The organism is Variovorax sp. 10N412 (genome assembly GCF_056394985.1).
Genome location: NZ_JBFTIO010000013.1, coordinates 137,323 through 158,755, shown reverse-complemented (window position 1 = coordinate 158,755; position 21,433 = coordinate 137,323). Strand labels below are relative to the sequence as shown.

Here is a 21,433-nt window from a genome sequence, read left to right as displayed (position 1 = left end):
TCTCGCTAAGCACGGTCGGCCCGTTTGGAAAGCACGCGCGGAAGAAGACAATTTTTCGGCCGACGCCAGGCAGGGCGCGCGGCCCTTTGCCTGGTGCTCAGGCCCGACGATTCCGCGAGCGTTGCCGATGGGAGTGCTTGCGATGTCGATCGAGGTCACACCGCTTCCAGCAGTGTTTAAGACTTTCGATTTGCCTTCCAAAGACCGCGTTTTCTTGTCTCTTCCGATGTGATGCGTGACGCCAACAGAAGCGCGCAAAAAGTGATGTTGCTGGAAGCATTGCTACCAATAATCCGCGCTCCTAAGACCGAGAGGAGACCTGATGAACCGCATTCACCGCGTCGTGTTCAATCGCAAGCTGGGACGCGCCCAGGTCGTCTCCGAAACAGCGCGCGCGTGCCACGGCAGCGGTGCATGCAGCGGCAGCAGCACTGCGGGTTCGGCCAGCGCGTGGCAGCACAAACCGAACACCGCCGCTTCGTTGATTGCACTGGCTGCGCTCGCAGCGCTCCAGTTGCACAGCGGCGATGCGGCTGCGGCTTGCACGCCGGCGGCACCGGTCGATGGCGACGCCGTGAGCTGCACCGGCGTGCCGATCCTTCTTCCGCCAAACACGAACAGTTTTCTCAGCAACGCGAACAACCTGAACGTCACCGTGGAGACGGGCGCGATCATGAGCACGTTGCCGGACGGCACGGCAATGACGCTCGGCGGCACCGGCATCACGCTCACCAACAAGGGCAGCATCGACTCGAATGCGGCGGGGTCCCTCGCGCTCACGCGCGCTTTGGCCATCGGCAACCTGGGCGCACCGGCCAGCGGCAACGTCGTGGTCAACAACCTGGGCGCGATCGAAGGCACGTTCGACGGCACCTTCGGCCTGCTCGGCGCGGCGGCGGTCATCGCCAACAGCGGCACCACGACGTTCAACAACAGCGGCACCATCGGCATGAGCGCGCTGGGCAAATTCGATCCCTTCAACTCGATCGCCGTGGCCATCTACGGTGGCGGCAACGTCAACTTCACGAACACCGGAACGATCACCGGGCGCGTGGCTTTCGAGAGCCCCACCGCCGGCGGCAACACCTTCACCAACGCGGGCACGATCAACGGCAGCGTCACGCTGGGCACCACGCTCAGCAACGACACCTTCACCGCGGTGACAGGTTCGTCGATCAGCGGCGGGGCGACGCCGCTGCCTGGCGTCACCATTCCCACGCCCACGCCCACGCTGCCGCCGGGCGCCCTGACTTTCGCGGCGGGGGGCACGGTCGATGCGGGCGTTGGCGGCACCGACACGCTGGTGCTGCAGAACACCGTCAATCCGCCCGGCTCGGGCAACGGCGGCACAGGAAGCGTCTCCGCACTGCAGTACCTCAACTTCGAGAACCTCCTCGTCAACAGCGGCACCTGGACCTTGCAGGGCGCTTTGGTGAGTGGCTCCGCCGTGCTCAACGGCGGCACCGCGATCTTCGACAACGCGCTGTCTTTCGGCACCGGCACGATGACCGGGAGCGGCGGCGCCATCGAGGCGTCCGTGGGAGGACTCACGCTCGCACAGAACGTCAACCTGACCGGTGGGCTGTTCGTGCAGGGACCCAACAGCCTGACGCTCGGTGGCACGATCAGCGGGGGCGGCGGCCTCATCAAGAACGGTGTCGGCACCCTCACCCTGTCGGGGAACAACGATTTCAGCGGGGGGCTCGCGCTCAATGCGGGCGGCCTCACGCTCGGCTCGGCCGCCTCGCTGGGCACGGGCCTCTTCATCGTGGGCGGCCCGGTCTCGCTCAACACCGCCTTCACCGGCACGCTGACCAACCAGGTGCAACTGAACGGCGCGCTCACGCTCAACGGCGCGGGCACCCTGACATTGGGCGGCAACGTCAGCGGCGCCGGCAGCTTGACACTCGCCAGCGGCAACCTGTCGCTGGCCGGCAGCAACAACTACGGCGGCGGCACCACGTTGCAGGCCGGCGCGATCGATGTGGGCAGCAGCGGCGCGCTCGGCACGGGCGACCTGACCGTCGACGGCGCAGGGGCGCTGACCGGCGCAGCCGGCGTTGCGCTGGGCAACAACATCGTGCTCAACAGCACGCTGAACTTCGGCGCGGGCGGCAGCGGTGGCGCGCTCACGATCAACGGCAAGATCAGCGGCGCGGGCGGCATCAGCCTGGCCGGCGCGCCGGGGCTCACGCTCAACGGCGCAAACACCTTCACCGGCGGCATGAACCTGGGCGGCGGCGCGCTCACCGTCGGCAACGACACCGCGCTCGGCCAGGGGGCGGTCACGGTCAGCGGCGCCAGTTCACTCTCGGCGAACACGCCGGTGGGCGTGGGCAACAAATTCAATCTCAACGCCCAGCTGACCGTCGGCGGCGGCAGCGACCTGGCAATGAACGGCGCGATGAGCGGCCTCGGCGGCATCGTGAAGACCGGCAGCTCGCGGCTCACGCTGGGCAATGCGAACAACTTCTCGGGCGGCGTGAACCTGCAGGCCGGCAGCGTGCGCCTGGGCACCAACACGTCGCTGGGCGTGGGCGCGCTCACTGTCAACGGCAATGCGGCGCTGGACAGCAGCGCCAACGTGGCCGTGGGCAACGCGGTGGTGCTCAATGCGGGCCTTGCCGTCGGCGGCGCCAGCAACATCGCGCTCGGCGGTACGGTGTCGGGCACCGGCGCGCTTGGCTACGACGGCACGGCCACGCTGGCCCTGAACGGCCCCAACACGTTCAAGGGCGGCGTCAACCTGGGCAGCGGCACGCTCAGCGTGGGCAACAACGGCGCGCTGGGCACGGGCGGGCTCGCCGTCGGTGCCAATGCGACGCTGACCGCAGGCGTGCCGGGCATCGCGCTCGACAACAGCGTCGGGCTGGGCGCGAGCGCCACGCTGAGCCTGGCGGGCCCGAACGCGCTCGCGCTGAACGGCGGCATCGGCGGCGCGGGCAAGCTCGCCATCAGCGGCGCGGACGTCACCCTGGGCAGCGCCAACAACTTCGGCGGCGGCGTGACGCTGGCGGGCGGCAAGCTGTCGCTGGGCACCAGCACATCGCTGGGCACCGGCACGCTCGGCGTGACCGGCAATGCCACGCTCGCGAGCACCGGCGGTGCGCTCACGCTGGCGAACGCCGTCTCGCTCGGCGCCACGCTCACGGTGGGCGGCGCACCGGACATCGCGTTCGACGGCGCGGTGACTGGCGGAGGCTCGCTCGTGAAGAACGGCACCGGCACGCTGGCGCTGAACAACGCCAACAACTTCGGCGGCGGCATCGACCTGCAGGCCGGCACGCTCAGCGTCGGCAACAACGCGGCGCTGGGCACCGGCGCGCTGACGGTGGGTGGCACCTCGACGCTCGCCGCCAGCACCGACGTAGCGCTCGCGAACAACGTCGTGCTCAACGCCAACCTGGGCATCACGGGCACCAGGAACATCACCCTGGGCGGCACGATCAACGGCACCGGCGGGATCTCGATGGGCAGCACCGGCACGCTCGCGCTGAACGGCGCCAGCAACTACACGGGGCCGACGGTGGTCAGCAGCGGCACGCTGCAGGTGGGCAACGTGGCGGGCAGCGCGACCGGGAACGGCGCTGTCACGGTACAGAACGGCGGCACGCTGTCGGGCAACGGCCGCATCGGCGGCGACGTCACGCTCAACGCCACGGCCGTGCTGGCGCCGGGCATCGGAGCCGGCGCGATGGGCACGCTCACCATCGGCGGCAAGCTGTCGCTGGCCAACGGCAGCGTGTTCGACTACCAGTTCGGCGCGCCCGGCCCCGACTTCGCCACGTCCGGCCAGAGCGACAGCGTTAGCGTGGGCGGCGACCTGCTCATCGCGGGCAACACCACCCTGAACGTGACGAATGCCGGCGGCTTCGGCCCCGGCGTGTACCGGCTCGTGGACTACGGGGGCGTGCTCACCGGCGGCGGCACGCTGACGCTGGGCGGTGTGCCGGTCGGCAGCGCCCTTTCCCTGCAGAACCTGGCCGCCGACAAGCGCTTCATGCTCGTCAACACCACCGGCATGACGCTGAACTTCTGGAACGCGAACGGCCTGGCGAGCCCGACGCAATCGGGCGGCGGCACCGGCACCTGGTCGACCACCGCGCCGGTGTGGACCGACATCGTGGGCACCGTCAGCGCGCCGATGCAGCCGCAGCCGGGCTTCGCGATCTTCACCGGCGCGCCGGGCACGATGACGGTGGACAACACCGGGGGCGCGGTACAGGCCGCCGGCATGCAGTTCGCGAGCAGCGGCTACACGCTGGCCGGCGATGCGCTCACGCTCACCGGCGCGGGCGGCGGTGCCCGCGCCGAGATTCGCGTGGGCGACGGCGGCGCAGGTTCGGCCGGCTACACCGCCACGGTGAACAACGCCATCGCCGGCACCGCGGGCATCGCGAAGACCGGCGACGGCACGCTGGTGCTGGGCGGTGCCAACACCTACAGCGGCGGCACCGCGGTGCAGGCGGGCGTGCTCTCCGTGTCCGCGGACAACAACCTCGGCGCTGCCGCCGGCAACGTCGTGCTGGAAAGCGGCGGGCGCCTGCGGGTCACGGGCACCGGCTTCACCGGCACCGCGCGCAACCTGGACTTCGGCGCGGGCGGCGGCAGCATCGAGATCGCCGACGCGGGCCTGGACCTGGTCGCCAGCGGCGCCCTCAGCGGCAGCGGCAACCTGGTCAAGTCGGGCGCGGGCACGCTCACGCTCGCAGGCACGAGCACCCGCACCGGCGCCACCGCCATCGCGCAAGGCACGCTGCGCCTGGGCGCGCCGGGCCTGCTGAACGCGGCGGCACCGATCGCACTGGCCGACAAGGCAGGCGCCACGCTCGACCTGAACGGCTTCGACCAGAGCATCGGTTCGCTCGCGGGTGGCGGCAGCGCGGGCGGCGAGGTCAAGCTTGGCAGCGCCACGCTCACGACCGGCGGCGACAACACCAGCACCACCTTCGCGGGCGCCGTGACGGGTGCCGGCAGCGTGGTCAAGCAGGGCACGGGCAATTTCAAGCTGACGGGCGCCAACACCTATGCGGGCGCGACGCAGGTGAACGCGGGCACGTTGAGCGCGGGCACGGCCAACGCACTGAGCGCGGCCTCGGCGCACAGCGTGGCGGCCGGCGCCACGCTCGACCTGGGCGGCTTCAACCAGACGGTGGCCTCGCTGGCCAACAGCGGCACCGTCTCGCTGGCGGGCGCGGCACCGGGCACCACGCTCACCGTCAACGGGCCGTACAGCGGCAACAACGGCGTCCTGCGGCTGGCCACGGTGCTCAATGCCGCGGGCCCTTCGGACCGGCTGGTGCTCGACGGCGCCGGCGCCACGGCGAGCGGCCGCACCACGGTGCAGATCGTCAACTTGGGCGGCCTGGGCGCGCTCACGAGCGGCAACGGCATCGAGGTGATCAGCGCACTCAACGGCGCGACCACCACTGCGCAGACCACCAAGGACGCCTTTGCGCTCGCCGGCGGGCACGTCGATGCAGGCGCCTACGAATACCGGCTGCACGCCGCGGACGCCAGCGGCGCCGGCGAGAACTGGTACCTGCGCTCCACCACCGCCAGCGGCGGCACACCGGGCGGCCCCGGCAACCCCGGTGGCCCGGGCGTTCCCGGCGGCCTGCCCACCTACCGCATCGAAGTGCCGATGTACGCCGCCCTCGCGCAGCAGCTGCGCGGGGGCAATCTCGCGATGCTGGGCAACCTGCACCTGCGCGGCGGAGAGGATGCGCGAAGCGTTGCGAGCGACGCCGCCGACCGCCTCGAAGGCACCGCCCCGCGCGGCCGCCGCGCCTGGGGCCGCGTGATCAGCACCGACATCGACGTGAGCCAGCGCGGCACCGCGAACGCGCGCAGCGATGGACGCCTGAACGGCTTCCAGGCCGGCACCGACCTGTGGGCCGATGCGGACTGGCGCGCTGGCGTCTACGTCGGCCAGCTTCAGGGCAATATCCGCGTGAGCGGCTTTGCGCGTGGCATCCAGGGGCTGGACGTGGGCACCAACGACCTGCGCAGCCGCTACATCGGCGCGTACGCCACATGGAGCGGCGACAGCGGCTGGCACGCTGACGCCGTGCTGCAGGCTGGCGAGCACCGCTACAGCGTGCAGCCGATCGCGAGCTTCGGCAGTTCGGGCAATGGCAGGAGCCTGCTGGCCTCGCTGGAGGTGGGCAAGGCCTTAGGCATCGGCGGCGGCTGGACCGTAGAGCCGCAGCTGCAGCTCGTTCACCAGAGCCTGCGCATGGACGATGCGGGCATCGCGGGTGCGCTGGTCACGCAGGACTCGAACGACGGCCTCATCGTGCGCGCCGGGGTGCGCGTGAAGGGCGAGATCACTACCGGCGCCGGCACCCTTCAGCCCTACGGCCGCATCAACGTGCTGCACGCGTCGGGCGGTGCAGACGTGGCGCAGTTCCTGAGCCTGGGCGGCAGCACGGCCATCCGCAGCGAGACCGGATCGACCAGCACCGAAGTGGCCGGCGGCGTAACGCTCGCGCTCGGCGAGCGCACCGCGATCTACGGCGAGCTCGGCAAGCTGTGGGCCTCGGGCGGTGCGGCGCGCGTGAAGAGCTCGGTCAACGCGTCGGTGGGCGTGCGGGTGCGCTGGTAGCGGTGGGGGAGGCGAGTGTCGCAAGCAGGTTATCGACGCCACGATCGGTCGGGTCGAAGAATCGATGACGGCTGTTGTCCGCCCCCGCAGTACAGCTCGCAGCTGCGCCTGCCATGGCGCTTCCTTCCTGCCTCACACCATCGCGAGCTTCACGAGTGAGCACCCGGAGCCGCTCGCCTCCATGCACACGCACAGCACTGCCACCGTGATCGACAGGGTTCGAAGTGGCCGCTGCGACCTCGGCTTCGCGATGTTGAACATGCGCAAGACACTGCACGGCAACAGCGAGTTGCTGGTGGCGGCAAAGATTGGTGGGCGTGGTGCCGATCCACCATCGCCATGGAGGTGGCTCTGCCCGCCTCGCGCAGTGCATATCGCATCTGCTGGAATTACGACACTCTTCTTCAGCGGGATTCCGAGCGTATCGACGTGAAGCACGTTGCCGGACACTTCGCTCCCCGTCTTGGGGTTGACCCCGCTGAAGGAGTGCTCGTGGACCCATCGAAACCCGTCTATACCATTCTGTCGTTCGTCGGCGGAGGCATTCGTGGCCTGATGTCGGCCACCATCCTGGAGCGGCTCGATGCCGTGCACAACGGCGTTCTGAACCGGACCCAGATGCTGGCCGGATGCTCGACGGGCGCGATCATCACGAGCGAGCTGCTTGCTGGCAAGTCGCCGAAGGACCTGGTCGACCTGTTCACTGGCGGGGAACTTGGCTTCTACGACGCCATGAATCCCGATCCGAGTACCCCCGCTTACTCCATCGACAAGGTTCTTGCCTCCCAGGAAGACGCCTACCTGAAACTGGGTCGCAAGGTTCCGACAGTTGCCGAGCTCGAGCGGGATGTACTTCTGGTGTCGTTCAACGTCGGCAAGGTCACGACCGACATCGACAACAAGATGATGCCCACGCCCTGGGGTCCGATGATGTTCACGAACATGCTCGGAACCGAGCGCGACAAGCTTGACGGCCTGTTCGGGAACAGCGACACGACGATTGCGAAGGCGGCAACGTCGAGCGGCGCGATGCCAGGTCAACTCGGATCGATGGACGGCAACGTGGATGGGGCGTTCTTCAACCACGATCCGACGGTCGCCGCGATCTGCCTGGCAGTACGCAACGGCCATCCGCTCGAGAACATCGTCGCCATCACGATCGGCACCGGACTCATGCCCTATTGGTTGCAAAGCGACACGCACGACTGGGGCGCCAGGCAGTGGATGCAGGGCGATGGCAACCCGTTCGACAACGTGACGCCTTTTCTCATGAACCAGAGCGTCTCTTCGCCGGTTCTGGACCTCAGCCTCAACGGCACATCGGCGGAGGTCATGCCGAACCTCGCCAAGATGCTGCTGGGCGAACGCTACGTCAACATCAACCCGCGGCTGCCCTGTTTCATTCCCGAGAATTCGACCAACGCCCAGGCGATCGCCCTGCTGCAGCGCCACGGCAAGGAAGTGAACATCGACGATGCGGTTGCGTTGATCGGGACGTACTGGAACATCGACAGCCAGACGCCGAAGCCTGTGACCAGGTCGGTTGCAGGTACCCCCGCGCCGACGGCCAGAACGCCATCCGCTCCTGAGAGCGATGTGAAACCCAAACCGACTCCCGGTCATGGGCAGCAGTTCTTCATCCAGCACAAGGGTGGAGACAACCAGGTGCTCGACGTCGACGCTGCCAGCAGCAAACCCGGCGCGGACGTTATCCTCTACGCCAAAAAAGAATTGGGGGATCCCGGCGTGCACAACCAGCTCTGGGAGTTCATTCCCTCGCTCGAAGACTCCGGGTGGTGGTACCTCCAGACCACCATGGGCTCGGGCCTCGTCATGACCATCCAGGCCAGTGACGCACAGGCAAGCGATGCACTGGCCGAGCCGAAGATCACGATGGAGTCCGCCGCGGAGGCCATCAAGGATCGGCAACTCTGGAACTTGGTCTCTACAGAGGAACTCGGCTACTTTTTCATCCAGAGCAAGTACTTCGCCAGCAATACGCCGATTGCCAATCCGGATTCCTACGTTCCCAACGTGATGGGCGTCCACGGGAAGACCCAGCCTCCGCGCATCGTGGGGCTCCCGCTTGATTTCGAATTCGATGCGCCCATGGCGTTTTCTTTCATCCCGTACAACTGAATCGAGTTGCCGAACGTCGCAGACGGTGCTGCGCATCCCGTTTGGACTCGCCGCTGCAGCGTGTTGATTCCGGCGGGCGAATTTTGCTGTAGCAGTCCCTCGGGGCCAGCTGCCGTGTAGCGTTCCGCAAAGGGTGAAGTTGATCCCCCTGCAGCCCAGGGACCTGCTGCGTCAGCGTGTCGTTCTCGGCTTCCTGCGCACAAGGGAGCGCGATCCCAATCTGCTGGCCTTGCTCGCCGTGTGTCGCAGCATGAGGGCTGCGACCCGCTGAGTGCGCGCGCACGGGCGGCGCTTCGCGAACGCCCGAACCGTTTCTCTCAAGCTAACTATCCGGCCGGAACCGATATTGATGGCATCGCGCCGGGCCGGCACGATCGTGTTCAGGAAAAGCCAACTGAGCCGCGTTGCCGGCGTTTCCCAAACCTCAATGATCGTGAAGGACGAGCAATGACCACCGAAGTCGAAATTTTTCGCAACATCCGATATGCGCATGCCGAGCGATTCGAGCAGCCCGAAGTCCTGGCCTGGGACGGCAGGCGTCACACCGAACGCGGTCCGATCTGCCCGCAGTCGCCTTCGCGCCTGGAAGTCGTGCAAGGACCGCTTGCACCCATGGACGTCGACGAGCACTGCCAGGTGCTGTCGGTGTTCACGCCGGGCGCCGTGGGCCGGCGCCCGGTGATGGTGTTCATCCATGGCGGGGGCTTCGTCACAGGCGGCGGCGAGTTGCCGTGGCATGACGGGGACAAACTGGCCGCGGAGCAGGACGTCGTCGTGGTGTCGGTGACCTACCGCCTCGGCGTGTTCGGTTACCTGCAGTTCCCGTCGAGCACCGGACCCAGCCCCGCCATGGCGGACCAGGTAGCGGCGCTGCAATGGGTCAAGACGCACATCTCGCAATTCGGTGGCGATCCGGACAACGTGACGGTGTTCGGGCAGTCGGCAGGCGGGTTCTCGATCGTGGCGATGCTGGCCTGGGGCCACGGTGGCAGCTTGTTTCAGCGTGCCATCCTGCACAGCGGAGCCAACGGCGCTGCCCGCACGCGGGAAGAAGCAGACCGGGTGTCGGCGATGTTCCTCGCCGAACTCGGGCAGGACCCTCGCGCCGCGGGCGTCGACGACCTCATTGCCGCCCAGGGCCGGCTCGCTGCAACGTTGAACCAGCTGATCGTCTGGGCCCCTGTCTCACCCGACACGCCTTCGGGGTCTGCCGTCGACACCATCGCTGGATGGTGCAAGGACGACGCGCTGCCTTTCGTTCTTCTGAACAAGCACGTCGCCGCGGCACCCGGGACCGAAGTGCGCTACGCGGCCGAGACGACCCGGATGAACGTGCTGTTCGAAGGAGGCGCGCGCAGCCTGGTTCAGGAGGTCGCCGCAAGCGGCCGCAATGCCTACCTGTTTCGCTTCGACTGGCAATCGCCGGAGACCGGATTCGGGGCCTGCCATTGCATCGATCTGCCCTTCCTGCTCGGCAGCGCGCAAGCCTGGTCGGCGGCACCGGAACTTGGCAAGGCCCGCTGGACAGACATCGAAGCACTCGGCAGGGGCATGCGCCAGATCTGGGCGGACTTCGCCCGCGGGTCGACGCAAGGCTGGCAGGCCGGATCGGTGAGGCATTTGCCTTGAGCGAGTGCGCGAACCGCCGGGCGCGCCGGCAGCCGATGGGGCTTGGCCTTCGACACCTCAGGAAACACCTCGAATCGCTACGATGCGCCATTCACTCCCGGGCCCAGCATGCAACCTCGCATCGATGAAGAAATCACCTTCCGCAAGCTCGAAACGCTGATCGCGTTCATGGAAACCGGCAACCTGGCGCGCGCCGCCGAGCTGCTGGACGTGAGCCCCGTGAGCGTGCATCGTGCCCTGCACTCGCTGGAGTCGGGGGTGCGCTGTGCGCTGTTCCGGCACGAGGGCCGAAACCTGCATCCGACCGAGGCCGCGCAAACGCTGGCCGAGGTGGCACGCGAGGTGCTGCAGACGCTGGCGCAGGGCGTGCGGGCCACGCGCGAGGTGGCCGGCTATTCGGCCGACCGCATCCGCATCGGGTCGCTCTATTCGCTCACCATCCGCACGGTGCCGACGGTGCTCATCCACATGAAGGTGCGCAAGCCTGCCCTGGAGACCGAACTCGTGCTCGGCTCCAACGCCGACCTGCTGCAGAAGCTGCGCGACGGCGCCATCGACGCGGCCCTGATGGCGCTCCCCGAAGGCGAGGCCGACCTGGTGTCGGAGCCGCTGTTCGACGACGAAATCCATTTCGCCGCCCCCGTGGGCTCGCGCTATGCGCGCCACAAGCGCGTGGACCTGAGCACCTGCGCCGAAGAGAAGTTCGTCAGCCTGAAGGAAGGCTTCGCCACGTACAACGGCTTCGTGGAGGCGTTCCGCGTGGCCGGCTTCACGCCGAACGTGGTGATGCAGACCGGCGACATCTTCTCGCTGATGAACCTGGTGAGCGGCGGCATCGGCTGCACGCTATTGCCGGGGCGCGTACGCGATGTGTTCTCGCAGAACGTGCAGCTGATTCCGGTGCAGCCCAAGTACCTGATGCGCCAGACGCTGGCGGTCAGCTTCCTGCGCACGCGGGAGCGCGACCCCAACCTGCTGGCGCTGCTGGCGGTGTGCCGCGGCGCGAAGGCCGAGCTGTCCTGACCCCATGCGCAGGCTCCGAACCAAGGGAAACCGATGGAAAAGTGGATCCTGTACGCCCTGATCTCGATGGCTTTCGCCGGCTTCACGTCGGTGATTGCCAAACTCGGCCTCTCGGGGATTTCCGGTGACCTGGGGCTGGCTGTGCGAACGTGCTTCGTGTTCGCGTTCGTTCTGGTGTTTGCCGGCGTCGTCGTGCCGCTGGACCAGCTACGGGCCCTGACCTGGCGCAACGCGATGTGGCTGGGGCTGTCGGGAGTGACGACCGCCGGGTCATGGATCTTCTACTACAAGGCGATCAAGCTCGGCGAAGTCTCGACGGTTGCCTTGATCGACAAGGGCAGTGTGGTCGTGGCCTTGCTGCTGGCCTGGCTGTTGCTCGGCGAAACACTGTCCACGGCGAAGATCGTCGGCGGCACCATGATGGTTGTCGGGCTGCTCATCATCGCAAAGGGGTAGGCCGTCGACATGTAGCGGCCGCCTGGAGCACCTCTTCTAGGTGCGTAACTGCGTGCGCGAAAGCCAGTCTCGCGCGCCCTGCAGGGTCTTGAAATCGTCGAGGCTGCGCGCATCGACGCCCGCGTACGCACCGGAAACCATCTCGCTGAGTGCGCGGCCCGGACCGAGTTCGAAGAAGGCCGTGGCGCCAGCTTCGACGCAGGCTTCCAGGCACGAGGCCCATTGCACGGTCTGGGAGATCTGCAGTGCCAGCTTTTTTGCGCCTTGCGCGGCGCCCAGCACCACTTCGCCGTCGATGCCGCTGAACAGGCGCGCGCCCGGGCGCGGGGAGCGTGCCATGGCGGTGCCGGCGAGGGTGCTCCTGAAAGAGGCCGTGGCCTCACCCATCAGGAATGTGTGCGAGGCCACCTTCACATCGACCGGCACGACCCGTGCCGCACCTTGGGCCAGAGCCTGCGCAGCGATGTCCGCGAGCGCATCGTGCACGCCGCCCAGCACCCATGCGTTGCCGGGGTTGACGATGGCCACGGCGGCTTCACGGTGCGCGCACAGCCGGTCGATGTCGGCCCGTTGGAGGCCGCGCACGAACAGAAGACCTTGTTCGCCTTGTCTGGCCCGCTGTGCGGCGTCCATGGCGTCGGCGCGCGCGGCGACGAGCTCGAGCGTGTCGGTCGCGGTCGTCAAGCCTGCGATGTGCCACGCCGCCATTTCGCCCACGCTGTAGCCCGCGATGCAGCAGCGTTGTGGAAACGCGTCCGCCAGCGCGGCCCAGGCGCAGAGGGCCTGCAGCGTGCAGAGCAACTGCGCCGAGCGGTTCTCGTGCAATGCGTCGGTGGTGGCTTCGCGCACCCAGGTGCGCGGGTCGTGCCCGAGCAGGTCGGCCGCGTGGGTGAAAAGCCCTTGCGCTTCGGCGGCCGCGCCCGTCAACGAGAACATGCCTGCGTTCTGGCTGCCTTGCCCGGGGCACAGGATGGCGAGCGTCATGGCGCGCTGCCTGGCCCATAGAGCCATGCGATGGTCAGGGCCACGGTGAGCATGGCGGTCAGTGTGCTGGCGATCACGGTGGAGCCTGACTCCTCCGACTTCACGCCCGCGTTGGCGCCGAAGAGCACGCCGAAGAAACCCGAAGGCAGTGCCGCCATCAGCACCGCGATCCGCGTGATGTCCGCGGGCGCGCCCATGGCCTTGGCGATGCCGAGTGCCAGCAGTGGCTGGGCGACGGTGACCGTGATGGTCGCCAGCGTGGTGTTCCAGCTCAAGCGGAAACGCTGCGCCGAAAGGATCAAGCCGGTCACGAACAGCGCCATGCCGCCCGCGGCCTGGCCGATCTGCCCCAGCGACGCAGCGGCGATGGTCGGCAGCTTCCATTGGAGCAGGGCGATTGCCGTGCCGGCGATCGGAGCGAGCACGATGGGTTTCACCAGCGCATGCCCCATGGCACGCGCAAACCGCGCGGCCTTGGCGCGGGCCGTTGCCGCTTCGCCTGGCCGCGCCGCGGAGAGCTCCAGCAGCGCCAGGGTCACGGGCGAGGGCAGCAGCGAGCCCGCCGCAATGGCGACGGCCACGGGCACCGTGTGCGTCGGCCCCAGCAGCGCCACGACGATGGGCAGGCCCGCCGCCGCATAGTTCGGCAGCGCCACGGTGAGCGACTGCAGCGCGGCCTCGCTGGCGCTGCGCCGCAGCAACCGGCGCTGCAGCAAGTACCACAGCGGATAGACCAGCATCATTGCGCCCCCCAGGATGACCAGCAGCGGCCACTGCGACAGCAGGGTGTCGCGCGGCGTGGCGGCGGTGGCGGCGAACAGCGAGGCAGGCAGCGCATAGCTCATGACGACGGTGTTGAGCTCTCCGACGTGCGTGTTGTTGATCACACCCCGTTTGCCGGCGGTGTAGCCCAGCAGGAGCACGAAGTAGATCGGCACCAGTGCGAGCAGGATGATCGCGATCACGGCGCGGGCTCATGTTCGATCGCCATTGCAAAAAGGCTCATCGCCAGCAGGTCCGCTGCGCCGCCTGGGCTGAGTCGGCGTGCCACGAAAGCGCGGTGAATCTTCTCCGCGGCCTGGCGCCAGCCGGGGCGCCCGACGCCGCCGGCGGCCAGGAAGGCGAGCGCGCTTCGCTGGGCGAAGCGCAGGCCGGCGGCACCGCCGCGGTGCAACAGGTTGGTGTCCTCCAACCCGGCAATCAGCGCAAAGCATGCCTGCACCCGTGCGGCCTGTGCATCGTGCGGTGCCAGTTGCGCGGCGTGGCGCAGGGCGGGCATGCCGACGTTGTAGACGCCCGGAAAGCCCAGTGCAGCTTCCTGCCGGGCGCCGCCTGCGCCGTAGCGGCGCTTCACAGCTTCGCCATGGCTGTCGCCGGGCCGCGGCCCGGCAAGAATGTCCGGGCCCCAGCGGCGCGCCACGGTGTCGCCCAGGGAGTGCTGGGCGTCACCCGCCATGCCGCGGCGAGCCCGCAGGCCCGCTGCGGCGCACAGCAGGCCCAGCCCGAAGATGGCCCCGCGATGTGTGTTCACCCCACCGGTCGCGGCCGTCATCGCACACTCTGCGCGCAGGCCGATCTTCCTCAGCACGGTCATGCCCTGGTCCTGCAGGCCGGCCTCGGCCAGCTCCGTGAAGAATGGGCGAAGTGCCGCGGCGCTGCGGTGAAAGGTCCCTGCGTCCATGTCCGTGTGGCTGCCCGCGTCGACATGGCTGACCAGCCCCGGCTTCGGCCAGGTGCGCACCTCCAGTTGAAGGCTGCGCTCGGCCACTGCACCTAGATGTTCCGCGTAGGCGCGTGCTGCGCCGTGGCCAAGCGCGGCCGATCCCGTCGCTGCCGCGTTCATGCGAGGGCCTCCAGGAACTGCGAACGGGGGCACAGCAGAGGGTCGGTCGCGGTCTTGAGCATCACCTCGGCGCTGCGCGCACGAAGTTCGCGCCAGTTGACGCCCGTTCCGTCGGCCCGGACCAGTTCGCCGTCCACCCGCATCGGTGCTGTGGCGTCGATGTCGGCCACTGCGCCCAGAAATTCCTCGATGCGCTTGCTGCGGGGCAGCGTCCAGGTCAGGTCGATGTCCGAACCCTGGTTCAGATAGTCCAGCCCGGTCAGCCATTGCCAGGCAAGGCTGCCGAACACCCGGGTCTGCACGCCGAAATGATCACCGACGGCCAGGAGCTGCTGCAGGGCAGGGTGCCACGTCTGCGGGGCCGACGTGACGACTTCGCACAGCTGCGGCAGCGCCGAGGCCGAGGCGATCTGGCAGGCCTGCACCTGCACCGCGATGCGCCGCTTGCCGGCGCTCGGCGGCAGGGGCAGGCCCAGCGGCACCCACGATGCGTCGCCGCGTTCGCCCGGTGAGCGACGCCGCACGATGAGCGGCCAGCCACGGTGTGCCCAGCTGTCGAGCAGGGGCTCGTTGGCCAGGTCGTTGCGCGATGCCACCAGCGCGGCCCAGGCGGGCGGGGCAACCCGCACCAGATGGTGCCGCGGCAGGCGCACCTCAGAGGGCAGGGTGGGCCAGTTCATGCACACGCCTTGCAATGTCGACGGCCTTCGGGCGGCCATTGCGTGCCTTGCCAAGCTGGTCGCGCAGGTCCGGTGATTGCGCGCCTTGCGGGGGCAGGGCTTTCAGCACGTCGTCGAGCTGGCGGTCGAGCGGGCGCCCGGGGTCCAGCACGGACGCCACCGCACCGGTCTGCATCAGGTTGTCCAGGCCGGGCGCGAAGACCGGGGTGGACCTGGCTTTCTCCTGCAGCACCTCGATGGGCAGCTTGGTCACGCGCGACATGGACGGCAGGTCCATCACCATCGGCTCCGCCCCTGGCAGTGCCAACAGCGTCCGGGTCGACAGCGCGGTGGCGATGAAGGCGCCCGCGGCGGTATGGCCGTAGAGCAGGCCGACGGTCGCGTGGCCGCGCGCGTCGGCGAGGTTCAGGCACTTGGCGAGGTGCGCAAGGTACTCGCTGAGCCCCAGCATCTCGTCGCGCTTGCTCATGCGCTGGCTGTCGCTGTCGATCAGCACCAGGATCGGTGTCGTGCCCCCCGCTTTGAGCGTGTCCAGCACCTTGCGCGCGAGCCAGGCCGCCTCGTCGATGCCGATGGCCTTGCGGCCGTCGACGCCGATGACGGCGATGTCCGTGCCGTCGGCACGCGGGCCCTTGCCCGACAGCAGGCCGTCCTCGCGCACCACCTGATGGCCTTTCGGAAAGAGCGAAGCGAGAATTTCAGCGAGCGTCATGGCGCGGCTCCTGCAGTCGGTTGGCCAGGGCGACGAATGCCTCGAAGGGCATGCCGGGAATGGCGGCGGGGTCATCGGCGCCCAGCGCCTGCCAGACGTCCAATGCGTCATGGCATTCGCCGAAGCGTTCGATGCGCCGCTCCAGGCGGGCCTGCTCGGCCTCGAGGGTGGCCTCGTCGGGTGTCGAGGCGAGCCGGACCAGCTCGCCCGCCGCCGTGCGAAAGCTGTCCATGGTGTCGTCCACGAACCGCTCGGCGCCACCGATCAGCCGCCTGTGCTTGCCGCCCATGGTGCGCCACACCAGCGCGCGGTCCCTGGCATCGAACTCTTCCACGCCGCGGTTGGTCTCGATGACCTCCGGCCCGGACACGCTGATGCGGCCCTGTTCGGAGACGGCCAGCGCGGAGCAGCACCCCGCGATCAGGCCGCCGCCGCCATAGCAGCCGGCGCGCCCGCCGATCAGGCCCACCACCGGCACGCCGGCCAGGCGCGCGTCCAGCAGGGCCCGGATGATCTCCGCGATCGCGAGTTCGCCTGCGTTGGCCTCCTGCAGGCGTACGCCGCCGGTGTCGAACAGGATCAGCACCGGCACCGTGCCGATGTCGCGCGCGGCGCGCAGCAGGCCCGCGAGCTTGGCGCCATGCACCTCGCCGAAGGCGCCGCCCATGAAGCGGCCCTCCTGTGCGGCCACCAGCACCGGCGCACCGTCGAGTCGGCCACGGCCCACGACCATGCCGTCGTCGAACTGCTGCGGCAGGTCGAACAACGGCAGGTGCGGGCTGGTCTCACGCAGTTCCGGGCCGAGGAATTCCTCGAAGCTGCCCGCGTCGAGCAGGCCGTCCACACGCTGTCGCGCGGACGCTTCGTACCAGCTGGCCGCAAGCCGCTGGTCGTCGTGGTGCACGAGGGTGTTCATGACGGGTCTCCTTCCACGGCGCGCACCGCCTGTGCCAGCCGAAGCGCGACGGTGTCGGGGCGGGCACCGCCATCGTTCACGGACAGCTTCAGCCCTCCCGGCGAACGGCGTTCGACGAAGTCCTGGACCACGGCCTGCCAGACCTCGCCGAAGCCTTCGGCTGCGGTGCGGATGTCGACTTCGCATTCGCTGTCGGGCAGCAGCCGCTCCACCAGCACTTCCAGGTTGCCGGAGGCGACCACGCCCACGATGGCCTGGGGCCTGGACCCCGCCGCGCGCTGGCGCGCCGCGTGCCGAAAATTGAGTTGTTCCATCGGTGTGTTTCCTTACCAGTTTCTGAACTTGGAGGGGGGCGCATAGAGGCCGCCGGACCACTTCACAAGATCCTTGATGGAGCGCGCGGCGAGCATGCGGCGGTCGGCGTCCATCGGGTCGATGCCCAGGTCCTCCGGGCGGCGGATCACGCCGCGCTCGCGCAGGCGCTGGACCATCGTCGCGTCGCGCCGGCGGCCGATCTCGGTGTAGCCGGCGACCCCGCGGATGGCCTGCTCGCGCTCGTCGCGGTCGCGGCACAGCAGCAGGTTGGCGATGCCTTCCTCGGTCACGATGTGCGTCACGTCGTCGCTGTAGACCATCACCGGCGCCAGGTCCAGGTCGAGCTTCTCGGCCAGGCGCAGCGCGTCGAGGTGCTCCACGAAGAGCGGTACGTTCTTGTCGCCGAAGGTCTCGCCTATCTGCACCACCAGCTTGCGGCCGCGCCGCAGCGCGGGCGGGCTGTCGGGGTCGGCCTCCTTGCCGGCCTGCAGCCAGGGGGCGCTGGGGTGGCGCCGGCCGCGCGCGTCGCTGCCCATGTTGGGCGCGCCGCCGAAGCCGGCCACGCGGTCGGTGGTCACGGTCGAGGAGTTGCCCTGCAGGTCGATCTGCAAGGTGGAGCCGATGAACATGTCGCAGGCGTAGAGGCCTGCCGTCTGGCAGAACGCGCGGTTCGAGCGCAGCGAGCCGTCGGGGCCGGTGAAGTAGATGTCGGGGCGCGCGCGGATGTAGTCGTCCATGCCCACTTCGGAGCCGAAGCTGTGGATCTGCTCGACCCAGCCCGACTCGATGGCCGGGATCATGGTCGGATGCGGGTTGAGCGCCCAGTGGCTGGCCACCTTGCCTTTCAGGCCCAGGCGCTCGCCGTAGGTCGGCAGCAAAAGCTCGATGGCCGCCGTGTTGAAGCCGATGCCGTGGTTCAGGCGCTTGACGCCGTAGGGCGCGTAGATGCCCTTGATCGCCAGCATGGCGGTGAGGATCTGCGTCTCGGTGATGGCGGCCGGGTCGCGCGTGAACAGCGGCTCCACGTAGAAGGGCTTGCCGCTCTCGACCACGAAGTGCACCCAGTCGGCCGGAATGTCGATGCGGGGCAGCTTGTCGACGATCTCGTTGACCTGCGCGATGACCACGCCGTCCTTGAACGCCGTCGCTTCCACCACGGTGGGCGTGTCTTCGGTGTTGGGGCCGGTGTAGAGGTTGCCTTCGCGGTCGGCGCTCACGGCGGCGATCAGCGCCACCTGCGGCGTGAGGTCGATGAAGTAGCGCGCAAACAGCTCCAGGTAGGTGTGCACCGCGCCGAGCTGGATCTTTCCGCCGAACAGCATCCTGGCGATGCGCTGCGACTGCGGGCCCGAGTAGGCGTAGTCCAGCCGCTTGGCGATGCCGCGCTCGAACACGTCCAGGTGCTCGGGCAGCACCACGCCGGACTGAACCATGTGCAGGTCGTGGACCTTGGCGCTGTCGACGGCGGCCAGCGCGGCCGCCAGCAGCTCGGCCTGCTTCTGGTTGTCGCCTTCCAGGCAGACGCGGTCGCCCGGCTGGAGCACGGCCTCCAGCAACGCCGTCGCGTCGCTGGCCGCGACGTGCTTGCCTTTGGCATAAGGCGCGCCGGCTTGCAGCCGTGCGTTTCGTGCGCGTTGGGCGGTGTCCCAGGTTGTCATTGGGAAGCCCTTTCTTCGCGCGGCGTCGAATGGCCCGAGCGGTCGTTGCGGCAGGTTCCGGCGTCGAAGGCCGGCGGCGGCAGGCGGTAGGTGGTCATGAGTTTCGCTTTCGGTGACAGCGCCCAGGACAGATGGGTGAGAAAGGCGCCGTTCTGGGATCCGAAGTTACCGGCGCAGCCACCTGCGATCAATTAAGGACCCTGCTGGATCCTTACGTTGTGCGGAACGGTCCGCCTGCCACGGCATCTGATGGCGCGTTTCGGCGTGCCTCTTTCCCCGTCCGCGTCGTGAGTGCCAGCGAAGGGCCCAGGTTGCCGGTGACTTTCGAAATTCGCCGTGGCAGCCAGCCTGAGACCGCGCATGCCATGGGACCGCCCAGGTCTCCCGGCCCGATGAAAACCACGCGCATCACCGCACGGCAATTCAAGCCTGCGCGCTGATGAGCTGGCTTGCGATCTCCCACAGCCGGCGGGCGTTCTGCGCGTCCACGGCGTAGGGCGCGACCCCCGTAAAGTCTGCCGAACGGCGGTCTACAACCGGCGCCTCGTTGCAATCCTCGAAGTAGCGGCCGCCAATGCCCTCCAGCAACGGCGAAGCCGCCAGCAGCACCGATGTGGCAGCGCCTTGCTCGGGATTCTTTCGGCGCTCTGCAGGCGTCTTGAGACCGCCGGTGTGCTTCTGCAGATTGGTGGCGATGGCGCCCGGATGAACAGCGTTGGCATGGATGCCCTCGTGCTGCCATCGGCGCGTTGCCTCGACGGCCAGGAGCACGCACGCTGTCTTGGCCTGCGCATAGGCCGCGATGGGCTCGTAGGCGCGAAACCGGAAATGCAGGTCGTCGAACACGACGGGCCCGAGCAACTGTGCGCTGGAGCTCAGGGCCACGATGCGGGCGCCTTGTGCCGCCTTGAGCGCGTCGTGCAAGCCGTTGACCAGCGCAAAGTGTCCCAGGAAGTTGGTCGCGAACTGCATTTCATATCCTTGAGCCGTGGTCTGCAGCTCAGGAATGGCCATCACGCCGGCGTTGTTCACGAGCATGTGAAGCGCGCCGGTCCAGCCGGCGGCAAACCGGCGTACCGAGTCGAGGTCTGCCAGGTCGAGCGCTGCAACGTGAACAGCGCCTCGGCCAGAAGCCCTGAGCTCTTCAGCGATGTCCTGGGCGGCCTCGGGTCGCCTGACGGCGAGCGTCACCTCGGCGCCCGCGTCGACCAGCGCGCGGGAGGTTTCCAGGCCGATGCCTGACGCGCCACCGGTGACGATGGCTCGTTTTCCTGAAAGGTCCACGTTGCGCAGCACATCGCTGGCAGTCGACTGGAAGCCGAAGGGGGTTGTGAGGGGAGACATGAGCAAACACCAATAGGAAGTGGAACTGGGTCGAGCTTAGGCAGCGCGCACTCATCTGATAAGTAGCACAATGCCGCACGAAGAAGTGCATCGAATTCATCAATAAAGCGCAGCCCCATGACGGACCCCGGCCCATGAAGCGCACCGAACTCTCAGGTTTGCAAGCAGTCGCCGCGGTCGCATCGCACAGCAACTTCAGAAGCGCGGCGGCCTACCTGGGGCTTTCTGCTTCAGCAGTCAGCCACGCTGTCTCCGCCCTTGAAGAGCGAATGGGCGTGCGCCTCTTTCATCGGACCACGCGCAGCGTTGCGCTCTCCGAGGCGGGCCGGGAATTCCTGGCGCGCGTTGCACCGGCGCTGCGGGAGATCGAGGGCGCGATCGACGCGGCCAGCGCTTCGAGCCCGCGCCCTGCCGGAACACTGCGCATCAACACGTCGGAGGCAGCGGCGCAACAGGCGCTGGCGGCCTACGTGCCCGAGTACCTCAGGCGTTATCCGGACATGCAGGTCGACCTGGTCACGGAGGGCAAGCTGGTCGATGTGGTGGCGGACGGATTCGATGCCGGGATTCGGCTGGCCGACGCCGTGCCACGCGACATGATCGCCGCGCTGTTCGGGCCGGAACAGCGCTTCGTGGTGGTCGGTGCGCCAGCCTATTTCAAGACCAAGGGCAGAACCGTACCCACAACCCCCCATGACCTCGGTGCACATGCCTGCGTGCGCAATCGGCTGTCGAGCGGGAGCATCTGGCGCTGGGAGTTCCGCAGGCAGGATGAAGCCATCTCGCTCGATGTTGCAGGGCCGCTGACACTGGACAACAACGTCGCACGCCTGGAGGCGGCCCTGGCCGGCATCGGCCTGGTCTACATGAACGAATGGTCGGCCCGAAAACACATCCGCTCGCGGCGCCTGGTGCAGGTGCTGCAGAACTGGACGCCCTCCATGGGACGGCTGGCCCTGTACTACCCTGGCCACCGCCACGTGCCGGCAGGGCTGCGCGCCTTCATAGAACTGCTTCGCGAGGTCGACGCGAAGACCTTGGATGCATCGGCTGTGCAGGCGTCTCGCGCGCGACGCTGAAGTTTTTGCTTTCCTTGCCGATAGATCCTGGTCAAACCGATTGAAACA

At 68.2% G+C, this 21,433-nt stretch carries 17 protein-coding genes and 1 pseudogene; 8 read left to right on the top strand and 10 right to left on the bottom strand.

Annotation, left to right across the window (positions count from 1 at the left end):
- Positions 1-322 precede the first annotated feature (322 nt).
- From AC1DJH_RS24905 to AC1DJH_RS24875, 7 genes and pseudogenes are all read left to right on the top strand, one after another.
- Positions 323-6,607 (top strand): autotransporter outer membrane beta-barrel domain-containing protein, encoded by a 6,285-nt coding sequence (locus tag AC1DJH_RS24905; RefSeq protein WP_478187526.1) that lies wholly within the window; start codon positions 323-325, stop codon positions 6,605-6,607.
- 64 nt (positions 6,608-6,671) lie between these two features.
- A complete protein-coding gene (locus AC1DJH_RS24900) occupies positions 6,672-7,040 on the top strand; it encodes a LysR substrate-binding domain-containing protein (protein ID WP_478187525.1) in 369 nt (122 codons plus the stop codon).
- Positions 6,947-8,746, top strand: coding sequence for a patatin-like phospholipase family protein (locus AC1DJH_RS24895; RefSeq protein WP_478187524.1), 1,800 nt, complete (start codon positions 6,947-6,949; stop codon positions 8,744-8,746). Before AC1DJH_RS24900 ends, AC1DJH_RS24895 begins: the two co-directional genes overlap by 94 nt.
- 124 nt (positions 8,747-8,870) lie before the next feature.
- Positions 8,871-9,017, top strand: a pseudogene (locus tag AC1DJH_RS24890) (LysR family transcriptional regulator); the annotation flags it as partial.
- A 176-nt stretch (positions 9,018-9,193) separates the two neighbouring features.
- The gene (locus tag AC1DJH_RS24885) at positions 9,194-10,375 is read left to right on the top strand and encodes a carboxylesterase family protein (RefSeq protein WP_478187523.1); all 1,182 of its coding nucleotides are present in this window, start codon (positions 9,194-9,196) and stop codon (positions 10,373-10,375) included.
- Between the two features lie 108 nt (positions 10,376-10,483).
- Positions 10,484-11,398, top strand: coding sequence for a LysR family transcriptional regulator (locus AC1DJH_RS24880; protein WP_435485460.1), 915 nt, complete (start codon positions 10,484-10,486; stop codon positions 11,396-11,398).
- A 33-nt stretch (positions 11,399-11,431) separates the two neighbouring features.
- On the top strand, positions 11,432-11,854 hold the full coding sequence (locus AC1DJH_RS24875) for an EamA family transporter (RefSeq protein ID WP_472122991.1): 423 nt from the start codon (positions 11,432-11,434) through the stop codon (positions 11,852-11,854).
- A gap of 36 nt (positions 11,855-11,890) precedes the next feature.
- Here AC1DJH_RS24875 and AC1DJH_RS24870 read toward each other — a convergent pair whose 3' ends face one another.
- The 10 genes from AC1DJH_RS24870 to AC1DJH_RS24825 form a co-directional block, all read right to left on the bottom strand.
- Positions 11,891-12,838: an acyltransferase domain-containing protein gene (locus AC1DJH_RS24870; protein WP_478187522.1), complete on the bottom strand. Its 948-nt coding sequence runs from the start codon at positions 12,836-12,838 to the stop codon at positions 11,891-11,893.
- Positions 12,835-13,803, bottom strand: coding sequence for an AEC family transporter (locus AC1DJH_RS24865; protein WP_478187521.1), 969 nt, complete (start codon positions 13,801-13,803; stop codon positions 12,835-12,837). Before AC1DJH_RS24865 ends, AC1DJH_RS24870 begins: the two co-directional genes overlap by 4 nt.
- Positions 13,800-14,681, bottom strand: coding sequence for a triphosphoribosyl-dephospho-CoA synthase MdcB (gene mdcB / locus AC1DJH_RS24860; RefSeq protein WP_478187520.1), 882 nt, complete (start codon positions 14,679-14,681; stop codon positions 13,800-13,802). Before mdcB ends, AC1DJH_RS24865 begins: the two co-directional genes overlap by 4 nt.
- The gene (mdcG, locus tag AC1DJH_RS24855) at positions 14,678-15,361 is read right to left on the bottom strand and encodes a malonate decarboxylase holo-[acyl-carrier-protein] synthase (RefSeq protein WP_478187519.1); all 684 of its coding nucleotides are present in this window, start codon (positions 15,359-15,361) and stop codon (positions 14,678-14,680) included. The genes mdcB and mdcG overlap by 4 nt, the downstream gene beginning before the upstream one ends.
- Entirely contained in the window at positions 15,336-16,073 is a 738-nt protein-coding gene (mdcE, locus tag AC1DJH_RS24850) for a biotin-independent malonate decarboxylase subunit gamma (RefSeq protein WP_478187518.1), read from the bottom strand. The genes mdcG and mdcE overlap by 26 nt, the downstream gene beginning before the upstream one ends.
- Positions 16,060-16,989, bottom strand: a complete 930-nt coding sequence (locus AC1DJH_RS24845) for a biotin-independent malonate decarboxylase subunit beta (protein WP_478187517.1) — start codon at positions 16,987-16,989, stop codon at positions 16,060-16,062. Before AC1DJH_RS24845 ends, mdcE begins: the two co-directional genes overlap by 14 nt.
- On the bottom strand, positions 16,986-17,303 hold the full coding sequence (mdcC, locus tag AC1DJH_RS24840; protein ID WP_472122969.1) for a malonate decarboxylase acyl carrier protein: 318 nt from the start codon (positions 17,301-17,303) through the stop codon (positions 16,986-16,988). Before mdcC ends, AC1DJH_RS24845 begins: the two co-directional genes overlap by 4 nt.
- 12 nt (positions 17,304-17,315) lie before the next feature.
- Positions 17,316-18,962 (bottom strand): malonate decarboxylase subunit alpha, encoded by a 1,647-nt coding sequence (mdcA, locus tag AC1DJH_RS24835; RefSeq protein ID WP_478187516.1) that lies wholly within the window; start codon positions 18,960-18,962, stop codon positions 17,316-17,318.
- Entirely contained in the window at positions 18,959-19,153 is a 195-nt protein-coding gene (locus AC1DJH_RS24830; protein WP_478187515.1) for a hypothetical protein, read from the bottom strand. The genes mdcA and AC1DJH_RS24830 overlap by 4 nt, the downstream gene beginning before the upstream one ends.
- Before the next feature lie 232 nt (positions 19,154-19,385).
- Positions 19,386-20,306 (bottom strand): SDR family NAD(P)-dependent oxidoreductase, encoded by a 921-nt coding sequence (locus AC1DJH_RS24825; protein WP_478187514.1) that lies wholly within the window; start codon positions 20,304-20,306, stop codon positions 19,386-19,388.
- Between the two features lie 134 nt (positions 20,307-20,440).
- On the opposite strand from AC1DJH_RS24825, the gene AC1DJH_RS24820 reads away from it, so the two are divergent.
- A complete protein-coding gene (locus AC1DJH_RS24820; RefSeq protein WP_478187513.1) occupies positions 20,441-21,385 on the top strand; it encodes a LysR family transcriptional regulator in 945 nt (314 codons plus the stop codon).
- Positions 21,386-21,433 lie beyond the last annotated feature (48 nt).